The 16948-nt window shown below is 31.0% G+C and carries 19 protein-coding genes; 13 read left to right on the top strand and 6 right to left on the bottom strand.

Translation table 11 applies throughout. The features are described 5' to 3' along the window. Positions 1 to 184: hypothetical protein (locus Q0C58_RS02025; RefSeq protein ID WP_290696776.1), on the top strand; the 184-nt coding region annotated here is incomplete at its 5' end. Positions 185 to 235: 51 nt separating this feature from the next. On the opposite strand, the gene Q0C58_RS02020 is transcribed toward Q0C58_RS02025, so the two are convergent. Beyond that, on the bottom strand, positions 236 to 1450 hold the full coding sequence (locus Q0C58_RS02020) for an MFS transporter (RefSeq protein ID WP_290696775.1): 1215 nt from the start codon (positions 1448 to 1450) through the stop codon (positions 236 to 238). 287 nt (positions 1451 to 1737) lie between these two features. On the opposite strand from Q0C58_RS02020, the gene Q0C58_RS02015 reads away from it, so the two are divergent. After that, positions 1738 to 2280 (top strand): DUF4252 domain-containing protein, encoded by a 543-nt coding sequence (locus Q0C58_RS02015; RefSeq protein WP_290696774.1) that lies wholly within the window; start codon positions 1738 to 1740, stop codon positions 2278 to 2280. Between the two features lie 23 nt (positions 2281 to 2303). Beyond that, complete coding sequence (locus Q0C58_RS02010) at positions 2304 to 2909, top strand: DUF1684 domain-containing protein (protein ID WP_290696773.1); 606 nt, start codon at positions 2304 to 2306, stop codon at positions 2907 to 2909. On the opposite strand, the gene crcB is transcribed toward Q0C58_RS02010, so the two are convergent. The 3 genes from crcB to Q0C58_RS01995 form a co-directional block, all read right to left on the bottom strand. After that, positions 2906 to 3277: a fluoride efflux transporter CrcB gene (crcB, locus tag Q0C58_RS02005; RefSeq protein WP_290696772.1), complete on the bottom strand. Its 372-nt coding sequence runs from the start codon at positions 3275 to 3277 to the stop codon at positions 2906 to 2908. The genes Q0C58_RS02010 and crcB overlap by 4 nt on opposite strands. Positions 3278 to 3280: 3 nt before the next feature. Beyond that, positions 3281 to 4300, bottom strand: a complete 1020-nt coding sequence (locus Q0C58_RS02000) for a GyrI-like domain-containing protein (protein ID WP_290696771.1) — start codon at positions 4298 to 4300, stop codon at positions 3281 to 3283. Positions 4301 to 4437: 137 nt separating this feature from the next. Next, positions 4438 to 5754: a DUF5723 family protein gene (locus Q0C58_RS01995; protein WP_290696770.1), complete on the bottom strand. Its 1317-nt coding sequence runs from the start codon at positions 5752 to 5754 to the stop codon at positions 4438 to 4440. Between the two features lie 311 nt (positions 5755 to 6065). Here Q0C58_RS01995 and Q0C58_RS01985 point away from each other — a divergent pair, with 311 nt between their 5' ends. Next, positions 6066 to 6452: a nucleoside triphosphate pyrophosphohydrolase family protein gene (locus tag Q0C58_RS01985; RefSeq protein ID WP_290696766.1), complete on the top strand. Its 387-nt coding sequence runs from the start codon at positions 6066 to 6068 to the stop codon at positions 6450 to 6452. A gap of 174 nt (positions 6453 to 6626) precedes the next feature. Here the strand turns inward: Q0C58_RS01985 and Q0C58_RS01980 are convergent, their stop codons facing one another. Further along, the gene (locus tag Q0C58_RS01980; protein ID WP_290696764.1) at positions 6627 to 7694 is read right to left on the bottom strand and encodes a branched-chain amino acid aminotransferase; all 1068 of its coding nucleotides are present in this window, start codon (positions 7692 to 7694) and stop codon (positions 6627 to 6629) included. A gap of 119 nt (positions 7695 to 7813) precedes the next feature. Between Q0C58_RS01980 and Q0C58_RS01975 the strand changes: the two genes are divergently transcribed. The 4 genes from Q0C58_RS01975 to Q0C58_RS01960 all read left to right on the top strand — a co-directional run bounded on the left by Q0C58_RS01975 (position 7814) and on the right by Q0C58_RS01960 (position 10947). After that, positions 7814 to 8317, top strand: coding sequence for a DUF4920 domain-containing protein (locus tag Q0C58_RS01975; RefSeq protein ID WP_290696762.1), 504 nt, complete (start codon positions 7814 to 7816; stop codon positions 8315 to 8317). Positions 8318 to 8333: 16 nt separating this feature from the next. Continuing rightward, complete coding sequence (mnmD, locus tag Q0C58_RS01970; protein ID WP_290696760.1) at positions 8334 to 9008, top strand: tRNA (5-methylaminomethyl-2-thiouridine)(34)-methyltransferase MnmD; 675 nt, start codon at positions 8334 to 8336, stop codon at positions 9006 to 9008. Positions 9009 to 9319: 311 nt separating this feature from the next. Beyond that, positions 9320 to 10222 (top strand): TIGR01777 family oxidoreductase, encoded by a 903-nt coding sequence (locus tag Q0C58_RS01965; RefSeq protein WP_290696758.1) that lies wholly within the window; start codon positions 9320 to 9322, stop codon positions 10220 to 10222. A 107-nt stretch (positions 10223 to 10329) separates the two neighbouring features. Further along, positions 10330 to 10947: a DUF1080 domain-containing protein gene (locus Q0C58_RS01960; protein ID WP_290696757.1), complete on the top strand. Its 618-nt coding sequence runs from the start codon at positions 10330 to 10332 to the stop codon at positions 10945 to 10947. Between the two features lie 269 nt (positions 10948 to 11216). Here Q0C58_RS01960 and Q0C58_RS01955 read toward each other — a convergent pair whose 3' ends face one another. Next, positions 11217 to 11858 (bottom strand): YceI family protein, encoded by a 642-nt coding sequence (locus tag Q0C58_RS01955; RefSeq protein ID WP_290696755.1) that lies wholly within the window; start codon positions 11856 to 11858, stop codon positions 11217 to 11219. A 212-nt stretch (positions 11859 to 12070) separates the two neighbouring features. Here Q0C58_RS01955 and Q0C58_RS01950 point away from each other — a divergent pair, with 212 nt between their 5' ends. From Q0C58_RS01950 to Q0C58_RS01930, 5 genes are all read left to right on the top strand, one after another. Next, complete coding sequence (locus Q0C58_RS01950; RefSeq protein ID WP_290696778.1) at positions 12071 to 12613, top strand: nucleotide exchange factor GrpE; 543 nt, start codon at positions 12071 to 12073, stop codon at positions 12611 to 12613. A gap of 60 nt (positions 12614 to 12673) precedes the next feature. Next, positions 12674 to 13807: a molecular chaperone DnaJ gene (gene dnaJ / locus Q0C58_RS01945; protein ID WP_290696753.1), complete on the top strand. Its 1134-nt coding sequence runs from the start codon at positions 12674 to 12676 to the stop codon at positions 13805 to 13807. Between the two features lie 399 nt (positions 13808 to 14206). Then, positions 14207 to 14425 carry a hypothetical protein gene (locus tag Q0C58_RS01940; protein ID WP_290696751.1) on the top strand — a complete coding sequence of 73 codons (219 nt, stop codon included), beginning with the start codon at positions 14207 to 14209 and terminating at the stop codon, positions 14423 to 14425. A 256-nt stretch (positions 14426 to 14681) separates the two neighbouring features. Then, a complete protein-coding gene (locus tag Q0C58_RS01935) occupies positions 14682 to 15608 on the top strand; it encodes an ATP-binding cassette domain-containing protein (RefSeq protein WP_290696749.1) in 927 nt (308 codons plus the stop codon). A gap of 4 nt (positions 15609 to 15612) precedes the next feature. Beyond that, positions 15613 to 16947 carry an ABC transporter permease gene (locus tag Q0C58_RS01930; protein ID WP_290696747.1) on the top strand — a complete coding sequence of 445 codons (1335 nt, stop codon included), beginning with the start codon at positions 15613 to 15615 and terminating at the stop codon, positions 16945 to 16947. The last annotated feature ends 1 nt before the right edge of the window (position 16948 follow it).

Genomic DNA, 16948 nt, shown 5'->3' with positions numbered 1-16948 from the left:
ATTTCATACTATAAAAGCAGGACATAAATTGCAAATTCAAGTGCAGAGTACTTGGTTTCCGCTTATAGATTTAAATCCGCAAACCTTTGTGCCAAATATCTATAAAGCTAAAGCAGCAGATTTTAAAAACCAAACACATACTGTTTTTAACGATTCTAATATTGAGTTTTCTGTATTAGAGTAGTTATTTGCGCTAAGGTGTTTTCTGGTTTCTTCAGCTTTAAAAAATATCTGTTTACATTGTTTCTTTTTTTACTCTATTTAATAACCAAAAAGTTAGAATAACGCCTAATAATCCATAACCAGCTGTAACGAGCCAATTAACTTGGTAGCCATAATTATAGATTATGCTTAAACCAATTTTTGGGCTAAATATATGCGCTAAAGAAAAAGACACGGAGTACATTGCCATATAACTTCCTTCTAAACCTTCTTTTGCACGTGATAATGCAAATTTATTGGTATAAGGAAACCCTAACATTTCACTAAGCGTTAATAGTGTTATACTTATCAATAAAATACCAATCCAAAAATTTTGATAAAGTATAAAAAAACTTAAACATAATAATAAACAAGCCATTGCAATGAGTTTTGTTACTTGTATAGATTTTTTTTCTATGTAGTTAAGTAAAGGCATTTCAAAAATAACAATCACTAAAACATTAATAAGCATTAGTATTCCTATTTTAAATTCGTTTAGTTTAAAGACCTCATTAAAATACAATGGCAGAGAAGAAATCAATTGAAAAAAGCCCATTCCAAAGAGAAAGCATATTACAGAGTGAATCCAAAAGGATACATCTTTATACACGCTATTTTTATCAAGATTCTTGTATTCATCACTTTTTTTAGAAGACTTTATTAAGGGTTCTTTTACTAAAAAACAAAATAGAATTATGGCTGCAATACAGGTTGTGCCATCAATCCAAAATAGAAGGCCATAGCCTTGAGTAACAATTATAATTCCTGCAAGTGTTGGGCCAATTCCCATGCCTGCGTTTATTGCTAATCTTAATAAACCTATAGATCTTGTTCTGTTTTCAGGTTTGCTATATGCTTTTATTGCTACAAAAATGGCAGGCCTAAAGCTGTCTGCAACAGACATGGTTATTAATATACCAATGCAAAGTTCCCAAAAAGAATTAAGATATTGTAACCCAATAAAACAAAAGCCAGTTAAAAATAGACTAGTAACCATTACTTTGTAAAACCCGAATATATCTGTGAGTTTTCCACCAAGCCAAGATCCAATAACCGAACCAATACCAAAGCATGCTAAAATCCAACTAATATCGTCAAAACTATAATCTAAATCTTTTTTAAGGTACAATGACAAAAAAGGAATAACCATAGTGCCAGCTCTATTCACCAAGCTTATTAGTGAGAGATACCAAATTTCTTTAGAAAGTCCTGTAAAGGATTCAATATAATTAGCGTATAGTTTTTTCATGGTTTGGTTGGTTTAATTTTTAATCTTTCTATGCCATACAAGTGAACTATTTAAAGACGACTATCGTCAAAATAAAAAAGTCCAACTTCGAAGTTGGACTTTTAATATTGTATTAATTGATATTTACATCATCATAAAATATAAGTAGCCCAATCTGTATCTCTACAAGAGGTACATTGTTGCTTATAATATGTAATGACTAAATTCATTTTTTATCTTTTGATAGCCCAAAGCTACATAAATTTTTTTTAAGTTGTATTTTTGAAAAGTAAAAAGACTAATTAAATATGAAAAAATTCGCTTTATTAATTGCTAGTTGTGCTCTTTTGTTTTCCTGCGGAAGCGCATCGTTTCAAGGGTTTTATAATACGCATAAAACAGATTTAGGTGCAACTTCTTTTCAAGTGCCTAATGTTATGAAAGCACTTTTAAGTTCGGTTTCTCAAGAAACTAAAAGTGTTGTTGGCAATCTTCAAGATGTAAAATATATTAAATTGAATAACGTTTCTACTTTACGAAGACAACAAATAATTACAGAAATAAATGCGGTTACAAACGCTGGTTATTTAGATATGTTTAGGCAAAACGGGGTTAATAACACGCGTATTATTTCGGTTAAAGAAAATGGAAATGTACTAACAGATGTTATTCTTTTTAATATTGACGAGAAAGAAGCTACTGCATTTTATTTGCAAGGTCGTTTTGATCCCGACAAAATAAAAACATTGTCTGAAGCTAAAACTTTTGATGCGTTGTCTTCAGATTTATTACAATCTTACAAATCTAATATGAGCCCTAGTTTAAATCCATCATTCAATCCTAATAACTAATAAAAAAAGAAGCTTAATCTATTATGAAAAAACATATTTTACTTTTAGTGTTATTAGTTTCAGTTTTAAGTTGTGCCCAAAATAAACAACCACTTCTAGGAGATACACCATACCAAAAAGAGCAAAACGCTAAGTTTAAAGAAGCTTTAAAATCGCCTTTAACAGAAAAAGACAGAAAAACATTTAGAGCATTAGATTTTTTTAAATTCGATTCCACTTACGTTGTTAATGCAAATTTTAAAAGAACATTAAACGAAACACCTTTTGAAATGCCAACAACTACAGATCGTAAACCAATGTATGTAAAGTATGGTGAATTGTCTTTTGCATTAAAAGGTGTAGCTTGTAAATTAAATATTTACCAAAATATAGAACTCGTAAAACGTGAAGGCTACGAGGACCATTTGTTTTTGCCTTTTATAGATGAAACTAATGGAGAAGACAGTTATGGAGGAGGACGTTATTTAGATACTAGTTTACCAGAAGGTGATACTATGGTTTTAAACTTTAATGAAGCTTACAATCCATATTGTGCTTATAGTCCAAGATATTCATGTCCAGTTGTGCCTTTAGAAAATTCTTTAGATGTTAGAGTAGAGGCAGGAGTAAAGGCTTATGGTAAGCATTAAAAACTCTTAGCCAAATACAAGCCACCAAAAACGGCTAAAAAGCCAAGAACAAAACTAGCTATTGTGTAAATGGCAAAGCTAGTAAAATCTCCAGCTTTTAAAAACGCATGGTTTTCGTAAGCAAAGGTTGAAAAAGTGGTAAAACCACCACAAAAACCTGTTGCTAATAATAATGTGTGATTTTGAGTTAGCGTATTATTTTTAAGGGCTAAACCTAAAATAACACCAATAAGTAAACTTCCTAGAATGTTTGCAGCAAAAGTGCCATAAGGTATCCTGTTTTCAGAGTTGTTTAAAAACTTCCCTAAAATATAGCGTAATACACTACCAAAACCACCACCAATAAATACTAGGAGTATATTCTTCATAATCTATTTTACAGCTATGTAAATTTCGGTTTTTAAGTCTGCTGGATTTGGCGTGTTCATTGGTGAATTTAAATAAGCTTCAATAGTTGGTCCATTTTCTTCTTGTTCTAAACCACTTTCTGTTATTGCTTTCATTGCTTTCTCCCAAGTTTTTTCAAGATTACTGTAATCTCCATTAAGTGTTGTTTTTACAGCTTTAAATGGAGGTAGTTGTCCTGTTAAAATATCTCCTTCTGTAGTAGCTTTTGCAGTTGTTGGCACACAGCAAGAAAACATGATAGTATTATTTTCTTTATCCCATTTGTGATATAGAACATAAGGCGCGCCAGACATAGTAATATTGTTTTTTTGAGCGTAAGCAATAACCTCAGGAAGCATTGAAGCCATTTTACCTTTAAAAGCTTCAAAAGTTGTAGCTGCAGTGTTATAGATGTAAAAACCACCACTATGTTGTGTTGTTTCTTTATCTACTACAATGCTGTATTTTTTCATATCTAAAAGAACAACCTCACTAAGTTTTTCTAAACTACGTTCGTATTCTGGTCCAATTTGTTTTTCCATTCCTCCCATAAAAGCAGCAAATGCTTTAAAGCCAAATGGTAAATTTTTTCCCATAATGTTCCATGTTACATCTGTAGAGCCATTTGCATTTGGATTAAACTTCCATGACACATAAGACGACGGAAAATCGCTAAATTGCATAACCTGTGTAATAGATTTGTTTTGGTTGGTTTCTATGGTTTTCATTGTGCCAATACCATCTTTATCTTCCCAAGTATAACTAGAGCCTTCGCCTTTGGTTAATTCTGGTAAAGTAATTTTCATATCTGGATCTTTTTCTACCCAAGAAGACCATGAAGCCCAGTTTTTATAATCGTTAACATTGTTATAAATAACTGCAGCAGGTGCGTTGATAGTTCGTGTTCTTGTTACAGAAAACTCACTAGGCTGAACAGCGATATAAATAGATATTGCAATTATTGCGATAAGTAATAAAAAGAATATGTATTTAATATATTTCATTTTCTGAGGGATTTCATGCTTTTATTATACCAAAGATAATCAAATTATAATATGTTAAAATAAGTGTTTGTTGGTTTTGAAAAGTGATTTCCTTTTAAATTAAAAAGCCTTCATTTTGTTAAGATGAAGGCTTTTAATTATTTTTTTTGATAAATAGGAACCTTTAATCCAAAAAACACATCCGCAGTTTTTGAAGTGTCTGATATTAGATTGGTTAAAATAGAACCAGATCCAACAGTTAATGGTCCAAATCTTATACCTGCTCCCCAAGCAAAATCATCATACTGTCTAAAGCTTATTGGAGAATAAAAACTAAACCATTTTGTTTCTAATCTTGGAGCTATTGTTACAGAATTATTAATTTTATTAGATAGCTCTGTATTGCTTTTTATTAAAGAAAAAGAAGATAATAAACTTACATATATTTTGTTGTTTAAATGGTAATCTGCACTTAAGTTTATAGCAGTTGGTAATTTTATTTTTGCAGTTGTTCTAGTTTCAGTAAAAGAGTAATTATCATCTAAAAAATCGTCTGTATCATTAAAATTAGTTGTGCTTGATACTGTATTATTTAGGTCGTAATTTGAAAACGTACTGTTTTTGTAGTTTATAGAACCAATATCTGTTATAGATAAACCTAATTTTAGTAAATATTTGTTATCAGCTTGTGCACTACTTGTGTTACCTTTTCTCCACTCATAAATAAAACCAATATCTGCACCAAAACCAGTACTTAAATTATTAAAATCGGATGAATCATTACTATCGAATGCTTCCGAAGCACCATAATTTAGAGATCCAGTAGTTGCTAGAGTTTGTGCAGATGCGTCATAACTACCAGAAAGTCCTGGAGAGTTAATAAAATTTGCTCCACCACCTTGAAGTAATTTAAGTGTAATTCCAGCTTTAAGAAAATGATCTGCTTCATTGTATAATACGCGACCATAAGTTATGCCAACTTCAGCCCAAATATGAGCTGTTGAAGTAAGATCTTCAGAGTTAAATGTGTAATCTTGATCTTCGTCAAAACCTTCTTCAATACTTTCAAAAAGATTTCCGTTTAGGTTATTTATATTATTAATACCTCTTACTCTTGTTATTAAACCAATACTGTTGGTTTTATTTAAATTAAACATAAATGAAGGACCCATAATATCTATTGTTGTAAAGAAATTATTTTTGTCTTTTGGAAAACGAGTAACTTGATCAAAATCAATATCATCTCTAAATATGTCTTTTAGGCTTAATCCAAAATAGTCACTTCCTAAAAAAGCACTAGCAGAAGCGATATTAACATCTGTTCGCATTCTAGAATCCACAACATTTGCAGGATTAGATAATAAGCCATGAATACCAGAAAAATTATCGGTTGCAAGTCCTGTATAACTTTGCGAGTACAAAGAAATAGATAGTAAAAAGATAGATAAATTTTTAGCGATTTTAAAATACTTCATAATTATAGTAGGTTTAGTTGAAGTACAAAATTAAAGAATAAAATAAAATAATTGCTAAAAAAGAGAGGGTTTCTTATTTGAAAACAAATTTAATAGCAGCAATAAGACCAATAAAAGAAATGAAGGCAATTAGCACCCAAATAGTCCCTTTGTAATACTGTTTATGTAGTTTTAGGTCTTTTCTATAGGTGTAAATTAATGCTAGAATAAATACTACTGCAAAACAAATGGCAAAGATTAATTGACCTGTACTAAACATATGATTATTTTTACGCAAAAATAATGAATACTAGCAGTAAAAACCGATTTCAATGAAAAATAAAATAGAAGCAGTCAAAGCATTTCATACCGCATTTAAAATAGGACACTTAGAGTCTCCAAAAGCAGATTTAGGAAAACCTAAAAACACGTTGCGTTTTAATTTAATGCAAGAGGAAAATGAAGAATATTTAGAAGCCGCAAATAATAACGATTTAGTTGAGGTTGCAGATGCATTGGGAGATATGCTTTATATTTTATGTGGCACTATTATAGAGCATGGTATGCAACATAAAATTGAAGAAGTATTTAACGAAATACAACGTAGTAATATGAGTAAATTAGGAGCAGATGGACAACCTATTTACAGAGAAGATGGTAAGGTTTTAAAAGGGCCAAATTACTTTAAGCCAAATATTGCTGAGATACTTGGGAAGTAGTTTTTAGTCTTCGGTCTCAGTCTCGGTCTCAGTAAACAGTAAAAAAAAAATCAGCCTTTGGCTGATTTTTTTTTTAATATCTATTATTTTTTTAGACTCGAATGATACTGTTTAGTGCAAACTTAATTTGTTTACGCTTGAGTGATACTGTTGCCTGTGACTGTTTACTAAAAACTAGACTTTAACTCTCCAACCAAAAGGATCTTCGGTTTTATTAGTTTGTATTTCTACTATTCTATTTTTTAATTTTGTAGCAAAAGTGTCTTCTAATTTTGGTAAATCGAAATCTGTATCTCTAAATCCAAAACCAGAAATAGGAGAAATTACTGCAGCAGTTCCAGCTCCAAAAATTTCTTTTAGGCTTCCTTTTTTGGCAGCTTCAATAAGTTCACTTACTTTAATTTTTCTTACTTCGGTATTTATACCTTCCGCTTTAGCGATATCTAAAATACTTTTTCGTGTAACACCATCAAGAATTCTATCACTTACTGGTGAGGTTACTAAAGTATCGTTAATACGCACAAAAACGTTCATTGCTCCAGCTTCTTCTATGTATTCGTGAGACGTATCGTCTGTCCAGATTACTTGTTGGTAGCCTTTATCTTTAGCTAATTGTGTTGGGTAAAATTGTCCAGCATAATTACCACCAGCTTTTGCGAAACCAACACCACCATTTGCAGAACGAGAATATTTCTCTTCAATTAAAACTTTCACGTCTCCAGAGAAGTAAGGTCCAGAAGGTGCACAAGCTATAATAAATTTATATTCGTCTGCAGGCGAGGCATGAAATCCTTCTCCAGTTGCAAAAATAAATGGTCTTAAATAGAGAGAACTTCCTTCTTTAGTAGGAATCCAATCTTTTTCTATATTTAAAAGTGCCTTTAGACCTTCCATAAAATAATCTTCAGGAATTTCTGGAATAGCTAAACGTTTGGCAGAAATATTTAAACGTTTTACATTTTCCATTGGGCGAAATAAAAACACATTATTAGTAGTGTCCTTGTAAGCTTTCATCCCTTCAAAAATAGATTGACCATAATGAAAAATCTTTGCAGATGGCATTAAGCTAACTGGAGCATATGGCTCTATTTTTGGCATCTGCCATTGTCCATCTTTGTAGTCACATGTTAGCATGTGGTCTGAAAACACTTGTCCAAAAGCAAGATTGTCAAAATCTATACTCTCAATTCTAGAGGTGCTTACTTTTGTTATTTCTATTTGTTCTTTGGTTATCTTTCCCATGAAAATATCAGGTTTTAATCTTTTGCAAAAATACAGTATTAAGAACTAGTAAATTATAATTTCATCTTAAAATACTATCTTTGTAGCAGTAGAAATTTATTTAATTTAAAAAAGTAATAATGAAAAATTATATTTTAGTATTAGCAATGGTTTTAAGCTTCATGGCTTGTAAAGAAGAGCAAAAAGTAGAAGTTGTTGAAGTGTCTAAAGAAATGGCAGTAAACTACAAATCTTTTGGAGAAGAAATTATAGCAGATGATGCAGTGGCTGTAAAATCTATGGCAGAGCATTATAAAGTAATGAATGCTGGTGACAGTATAAATAGTAAAATGGTTGCTAAAGTAGACGAGGTATGCCAAGCAAAAGGCTGCTGGATGAAATTAAATCTAGAAAATGGCGAACAAGTTATGGTTAAGTTTAAAGACTACGGTTTCTTTATGCCTAAAGACATTAAAGGTAAAGAGGTTATTGTAAATGGTAAAGCTTATGTTAAAGAAGTTTCTGTAGACGAGCAAAGACATTATGCAGAAGATGGAGGAGAAACAGCAGAAGCAATAGCAGCTATTACAAAGCCAAAGCGTACCTATTCTTTCGAGGCAGATGGTGTTTTATTAAAAGAATAATTAAAATGGTATAGTTTTGAAACGCGAAATAATGACAACAAAGGATGGCTCTAAAACCATCCATATTCCAGAGTGGAACGAGCAATATCATTCTACACATGGAGCAATACAAGAAGCTAAGCATGTTTATTTAAAACATGGTTTAGCTTTTTTTTGTGCTTCGGAAGGATATGTAAAACAGTCTCAAATTTCTGTTTTAGAAATAGGCTTTGGTACAGGTTTAAATGCTTTTTTAACTGCAATTAAAGCTGAAGAGTTAAACCTAAATTGTAGTTATATAGGTGTTGAAGGTTTCCCTATTTCGAATGAAGAATTACAAGCCTTAAATTATACTGAAACATTAGAATATGAAACCGTTTTTCAAGCCATTCATACTTGTAAATGGGAAGCTGAAGTTAAAATTTCTAAAAACTTTAAATTAACAAAACAACAGAAACAGTTTTTAGATATTAAAGACGAAAACCAATTTGATGTTATTTATTTTGATGCTTTTGGTCCACGTGTGCAGCCAGAATTATGGACAGAAGCTATTTTTAAAAACATGTATAAAGCCATGAAACCTAATGGTGTTTTGGTAACATATTGTGCACAAGGTCATGCTAGACGAGCAATGATTTCTGTAGGATTTATAGTTTCTAAAGTAGAAGGTCCTCCTGGAAAACGACACATGTTACGTGCTGTAAAAGAATAATTTTTTAATGTTACTTTTTATTGTTTTTGTCACTTCGAGTGATTCTTAAGGATGAGGAATTGTATCGAGAAGCTCCTATTTTAAAAGTTTTTTAATACAAAATGCTTCTCGATACAAGTGGTTTTGTGCCTCTACTATTCGCCCGAAGTGACAAAAAATCACATTCAATTAAGAACTCAAAATGTTTTTTGTTATTCTTGGTAAGTAAAACATTAGAATCTCACAATTATAATACTAGATAATTTCTGTTAAATACTACTTAAATCTAAAAACTAAGTAAGTACTAAAGCGTATTTTTATAAAAAAAAGAAATGCGTGTACTTATTACAGGAGCAACAGGATTAATAGGAAACGAGATTGTAAAAAACTGCCATGCAAAAGGTATTGCAGTAAATTACTTAACAACCAGTAAATCTAAAATAAAAAACGATTCTAATTATCAAGGATTCTATTGGAATCCTAGTGATGCAGAAATAGATGTTAATTGTATTAAGGATGTTGATGCTATTATACATTTAGTTGGTGCAAGTATTTCTAAACGTTGGACCAAAGCACACAAGCAATCTATTATAGACAGTAGGTTAGAAACCACAGCTTTGTTGCATGAAACAGTAAAAAATAACCCAAATAATATAAAGCAAATAATCTCTGCAAGTGCCATTGGTTACTATCCAGATTCTCTTACCAATTATTATACAGAAGCCGAAGAAAAAATTAGTACCTCTTTTCTTGGTAGAGTAGTACAAGAATGGGAACAAGTAGTAGATACTTTTAAAACTCTAAATATTACGGTTTCTAAAGTAAGAATAGGTATTGTGTTTTCTAAAAAAGGAGGAGCCTATCCAGAATTATCAAAACCAATCAAGCTTGGTGCAGGAGCAGCAATGGGAACTGGAAAACAATGGATGTCGTGGATTCATTTAGAGGATTTAGCAAATGTATTTCTACACGTTTTAGAACATAAATTAGAAGGTGTTTATAATGGAGTAGCACCAAATCCTGCAACAAACCAAACCATTACTAAAGTAATAGCAAAGCAGCTTAAAAAAACTTTAATATTACCAAATATTCCAAAATTTGTACTGAAACTTATTTTAGGTGAAATGCATATTATACTTTTTGAAAGCCAACGTGTAAGCTCTAAAAAAATTGAACAAACTGGTTTTGAGTTTAAGTATGTTAATTTGGATAAGGCTTTAGTGGAGTTGGTTTAAATTATTTTACTTAACGTCTTTAAATACATTTAGGACATTAGAATAATTGTTTTTAAAATGTTTAATTTTAAAATTAAAGCATAATGTTTTTTTTAATTTAATAAAAAATGAAAAAAGGAATTTTAATATTTATAATGATGGTTTTTGTTTCATCCTGTAAGACTTCTTTAGAAAAAACCAAAAATTTATCAAAAACAACATCTTTGTTTAACGGAAAGGATTTAAGTGGCTGGACAATTTATGGTACCGAAAAATGGTATGTAGAGACTGGACAATTGGTTTGTGAAAATGGACCAGATAATTCTTTCGGTTATTTAATTACAGATAAGCACTATAAGAATTTTGAACTAACCCTAGATTTTAAACAAGAAAAAAATGGAAATAGTGGGATTTTTGTTCATTCAACCATAGATGGTAGTAAGATTAAAGGTTTTCAAATTGAGATTGCTCCTCCTGGCCATAGTGCAGGAGGAATTAACTATTACGATCGAGGTTGGCTAGTTAAACCAGATCCAGAGAAAGACAAAAATATCAAGATGAAAGAATGGAATCAAATGAAAATTCGGTTAGAGAACAATAAGCTAACCTCATGGCTTAACGGCTCTCAAATGGCAACTATTATAGATAAAAAAATAGGTGATAGTAAAGGAAGTATAGCCTTACAAGTTCATGGAGCTAATGTTACTAAAATACGATGGCGTAATCTTCAGGTTATAGAATTATAAATCATCTTCTATTCCTTTAATTCTAGATAAAAGATAAAACATTTTGTGAGTTTTAGTAGAAATTAAGGATGTATTTGTTGATTAGAGCAGGTTTTTGTTTTTTTCTAGAAACACAATAGCTATCATGCAGCAAAAACCACCATATTTTTTTGCTAGTTTTGAATGCAAACAAAAGGTGTTTATAATGGAGTAGTACCAAATCATTCAAAAAAAAACAAAAAAGCCACATCTTACGAAGTGGCTTTTCAATAGTATAAAAAGAAATCTAATTAAGCTTTTACAGCATTAATAGAGATTTTAATTTCAACATTATCTTTAATCAATTTATCACCTAATTCTGCAGCAGTTGTAGATTTACCTGAGTGAAACATAATATTCCATTCTGTACGATCAATCATAAAAGCTTCACTTGTAATAGTCATTTTGTTTTCAGTAGTCGTTACTACTGCATCAAAAGTTACGTTTTTCTTAATACCTTTCATCATTAAGTTTCCGCTTACTTTATTACCTTCTACACTTGTGATTTCGAATGCTGCATTCGGGAATTTTTCAGCATCAAAAAAGTCAACACCTTTTAAATGTCCTTCTAATTTTGCTCTTCCACCAGCTTGTTCCATATCTGTATTCTTTAGTGTAGCAATATCAAATATAAAATTTCCACCAACTAAAGCATCACCTTTCATTTTTGCAACACCATTAGATACGTTAATAGTACCTTCATGCCCACCAACTAGTTTATTAGCTTTCCACATAATCATAGACTCTGCAGCAACTGCTCTATAAGTCGCCTCAGCAACAACAACCTCAACTTCTTTAGCATCTGTAGTTTCTGCTCCTTTTTCATTTTTACAACTTACAACAGCAAGTCCTATGGCTAATACTGTGAAAATATTTAATACTTGTTTTTTCATTTTAAATGTTATTAATGGTTATTTTACAAAAGTAAAACAATACACCATGGAAAGTACTTAATTTTTTCTTAAAAATTTTATGACATAGTATTGATGATTTTTTTTAAATGAAGAGAAAACTAATAGCTAAAAAAAAATAATGACATTTTGGCATTTTCACAATAATGGCAGTACTTTTGCCAAACTTAAAAGGTATTAAAACCAATACACAAATGAGCAAAGCAAAAGACAATAAAGAAGATATAATCGAAGAGCAAGTAGAGGCTACAACAAACGAAGAAACTATTGAAGTTGAAGAATTATCTACCGAAGACAAGCTTAATCAAGAGTTAAGTCAAGAAAAAGATAAGTTTTTAAGGCTGTTTGCCGAATTCGAAAATTATAAAAAACGTACCTCTAAAGAGCGCATTGAGCTATTTAAAACAGCGAGTAAAGATGTCATGGTGTCAATGTTACCTGTTTTAGACGACTTCGAACGTGCTTTATTGCACATCGAAGACGATAAAGAAGCAGAGGAGTTAAGAAAAGGTGTTGTATTAATATACCAAAAGCTATTAACTACATTAAGTCAAAAAGGATTAGCAGCAATGGAAGTGAAAAAAGGAGATGTTTTCGATTCTGAAATTCATCAAGCTATTACGCAAGTTCCTGCACCAAATAAAAAATTAAAAGGAAAAATTATAGATGTTGTTGAAAAAGGTTACAAGCTTGGCGAAACAGTAATTCGCTTTCCAAAAGTAGTTATCGGACAATAAATTAAATATAATATCATTAGCTAAAAGCCAAGAGCAAATAGCTAACAGCTAACAAAAAACATGGCAAAAGCAGATTATTACCAAACATTAGGAATTAGCAAAAGCGCAACAGCTGCCGAAATAAAAAAGGCATACAGAAAGAAAGCGATAGAGTTTCATCCAGATAAAAATCCAGATGATGCAACTGCAGAATCTAAATTTAAAGAAGCTGCCGAAGCTTACGAAGTTTTAAGTGACGATAATAAAAAATCACGTTACGACCAGTTTGGTCACCAAGCCTTTGAAGGTGGTGGTGGTTTTGGTGGTGGTGGAAGAGGTGGTATGAATATGGATGACATATTTAGCCAATTTGGAGACATTTTTGGAGGTGGAGGAGGAGGTTTCTCTGGTTTTGGAGGTGGTGGTTTTGGCGGCCAACAACAACGTCGTGTTAAAGGAAGTAACTTGCGTATTCGTGTAAAATTAACACTAGAAGAGATTGCTAACGGTGTAGAGAAAAAAATAAAAGTAAAACGTAAAATTCAAGCCGAAGGTACAACATACAAAACCTGTGGAACATGTAATGGATCTGGTCAAGTTACCAGAGTTACAAATACCATTTTAGGTCGTATGCAAACAGCAAGTCCATGTACTACTTGTGGTGGAGCTGGACAAACTATAGACAAAAAACCAGCTGGCGCAGATGGTCAAGGTTTAATTGTAAACGAAGAAACAATCTCTGTTAAAATTCCAGCAGGAGTTGTAGATGGTATGCAACTTAAAGTTACTGGAAAAGGAAACGATGCACCAGGAAATGGTATTACAGGAGATTTATTAGTAGCAATAGAAGAGCAAGATCACGACTCTTTGCAGCGTGAAGGTGATAATTTACACTACGATTTATATGTAAGTTTACCAGACGCCATATTAGGCGCTTCTAAAGAAATAGATACAGTTACAGGAAAAGTACGTATTAAGGTAGAAGCAGGTTTACAATCTGGAAAAATATTACGCTTACGCGGAAAAGGGATACCAAGTATTAATGGCTATGGTAAAGGAGATTTACTGGTACACGTTAATGTATGGACACCAAAAACGTTAAGTAAAGATCAGAAAGCATTTTTTGAAAAAATGAAAGATGATGACCATTTTTCACCTAAACCAGAGCGAAGTGATAAGTCGTTTTTTGAAAAGGTAAAAGACATGTTTTCATAAGGTTAATACCTTTTTTAATACATAACCAGTAATGCTATTGCTGGTTTTTTTGTGTTAAAAATTTAACTTATTGAGTCAATAAAGTAAAAGTTAAACAAAAAATACTATATTTGAAATATCATTGGTTTGCGCCAATGGTAATTTTTCTTTTTCATAGCAATTTTTTCCCATCCTTTATTTGCGTAAAGGGTGGGTTTTGTTTTTTAGTAAGAATACCTTTACACAAGAACAAAGTTCTCAGTAAAAAGAACTAGTAGAATTAGTTCTAACGAAGGTTGAGATCTTTGAAAGTTTTAAACTATTGCTTTTATTAAAACTTATGATTTTGTTTATTCTTTTAAAATAGTTTTCTCTTATCAAAAATAAACATTAAACTAAATAGTGTAAAACTTAGAAAAAATGAGTCGTTCAATAAAAAGGAAAATAAGAATTCTAAATAATGATTACTATTGGGTACTTGACGGAAATTCTCTTTTTAATAATAAAGAGCAGCACATTAGAATATATTCAAAGGAATTAACAAAAAGCACTTTGTATTTAGATCCATATAATTGGGATTTAGAAATAAGACCAAAGACTATAGAAACAGCAATTTTATTTGCAATTGAGCATGGTTAGGATCCTAAAGTTAAAGGTAAGCAAATGTATCTTTCAATGAAAAATGAAGGAGAATTATTTCAGTTACCAAATGGCGCAAAGTTTGGATACTTATATAAAAATAAATAAGATTTTAAGTTTAAGAAGTAAGACATAGTATAGACCGTTTTTATCAAACAACTACTCTTAATAATCTTAGACAGCATTAAAATAAATCTAAACAATAAAGTTTCTCAACTTACATTTTCTATATTTACGCAACAAACAAACAGATATAATGAGCAACTTATTAGAAGCACAATCGGTTTCTAAAAACTTTGGTGATTTTACAGCACTTAATAACGTTTCTATTACAGTAGAAAAAGGTAGTATATTTGGACTGCTTGGTCCTAATGGCGCTGGAAAAACCACATTAATTCGTATTATTAATCAAATAACAATGCCAGACAAAGGGCAAGTGTTGTTAGATGGTGAGATTTTGCAAAGGCATCACATTCAAAACATTGGTTATTTGCCAGAAGAACGTGGTTTATATAAAACAATGAAGGTTGGAGAACAGGCATTATACTTGGCGCAACTAAAAGGTTTAGATAAGGCCGAAGCTAAAAAACGCTTGTTACATTGGTTCGAAAGATTAGATATTGGAGATTGGTGGAATAAAAAAATTCAAGAGTTATCTAAAGGTATGGCTCAAAAAATTCAATTTGTAGTTACAGTTTTGCACCAACCAAAATTATTAATATTCGATGAACCTTTCTCTGGTTTTGACCCTATTAACGCAGATATTATTAAAAATGAAATTCTAAGACTTCGCGAAGAAGGTGCAACAGTTATTTTTTCTACACATAGAATGGAATCTGTAGAAGAGCTTTGCGACCATATTGCGTTAATTAATAAATCTAATAAAATTTTAGATGGCAATCTTAACGCTATAAAAAGACAATATAAATCTAATACTTTTGAGGTTGGAATTAATACTGATAATGCTTCAGAATTAAAGCGTTCGCTTTCAGAAAAGTTTATTGTGTCTCCTGCAGAATTCAAGACTTTAAATAATGAGTTGAAGCTTAATGTAAAACTTTCAGAAAACGAAAATGCAAATCATTTATTAAATTATTTAACTACAAAAGGAGAAGTGTCTCATTTTGTAGAAGTTATGCCGAGTGCTAGCGATATTTTTATTCAAGCTGTTAAGAATAATTAAAACTATGAATCATTTACCACTAATAATAAAACGAGAGTACATAACAAAAGTTAGAAATAAGGCTTTTATAATTATGACTTTTTTAAGTCCGTTAATTATGATTGGTCTCTTCTCTTTAGTAGCATACTTGTCTCAGTTAAATAATAAAAAACAAAAAAGTATTACTGTTTTAGATGAATCTGGACAAATTAAATCCATATTTAAAGACAAAGAGACCGTAAAATATACCATATTAGATAATATAACTTTAGAGAATGCCAAAGTAATTGTAGAAGCCCAAGAAAGTTATGGGTTGCTTTATATCTCAGATTTTAAAACAAATACAGGAGTAGATACCATAGACTATAAAAAGAATGTAGCTGTTAAATTTTATTCTTCTGAAACACCTTCTGTTGGTGTTATTTCAAGTTTAGAACGTAAAATTGAAAATTACCTAAAAGAAATAAATCTTAAAACAAAAGGAGTAGATTTTGTTACTTTAAAAAATGCAGAAGTAGATATTACTATAAATCAAGAGAATTTTACAGGAGAAAAAACCTCTAAGGTAGATAGTTATGCTAAACTTTTTTTTGGTATTGCAGCTGGTTATTTGCTATTCATGTTTATTATTATTTATGGTAACATGATTATGCGCTCTGTTATAGAGGAGAAAACCAGTAGAATAATAGAGGTTATTATTTCTTCGGTTAAGCCATTACAATTAATGTTAGGCAAAATTATAGGTACAACACTTGCAGGAATTACACAGTTTGGAATATGGATAATATTAGGAAGCATATTAATAGTTGTAGCGTCATTTATATTTAATATAGACTTTACTCAAGTCAACACACCACAACAGGAACTCATGACGCAAGCAATGGAAAGTCCCAATGCAAATGCTAACATGCAATTATTTTTAAATTCATTCTTTAATATGCCTTTAGCAAATTTAATAGTTGCTTTTGTTTTATTTTTTATAAGTGGTTACCTATTATATAGTTCGCTATATGCTGCAATTGGTGCAGCAGTAGATAACGAAACAGATACGCAACAGTTTATGTTTCCTATAATTATGCCTTTAATGTTGGCAGTTTATGTAGGTGGATTTACAGTTGTTGAAGATCCACATGGAACAGTAGCAACTATATTTTCTTTTATACCATTTACATCACCAGTGGTTATGCTTATGCGTATTCCTTTTGGTGTACCAATTTGGCAACAAATACTATCATTGTTAATATTAATTGGTACATTTATGTTTACCATTTGGTTGGCTTCAAAAATTTATAGAGTTGGTATTTTAATGTATGGTAAAAAACCAACATACAGAGAGCTTTTAAAATGGATTAAATACTAAA

Origin of the sequence: Lacinutrix sp. (genome assembly GCF_023299985.1) — a bacterium.
Classification (GTDB): domain Bacteria; phylum Bacteroidota; class Bacteroidia; order Flavobacteriales; family Flavobacteriaceae; genus Lacinutrix.
The sequence above is the reverse complement of the archived record's forward strand: the minus strand, read 5'-3'. Positions and strand labels throughout refer to the sequence as shown.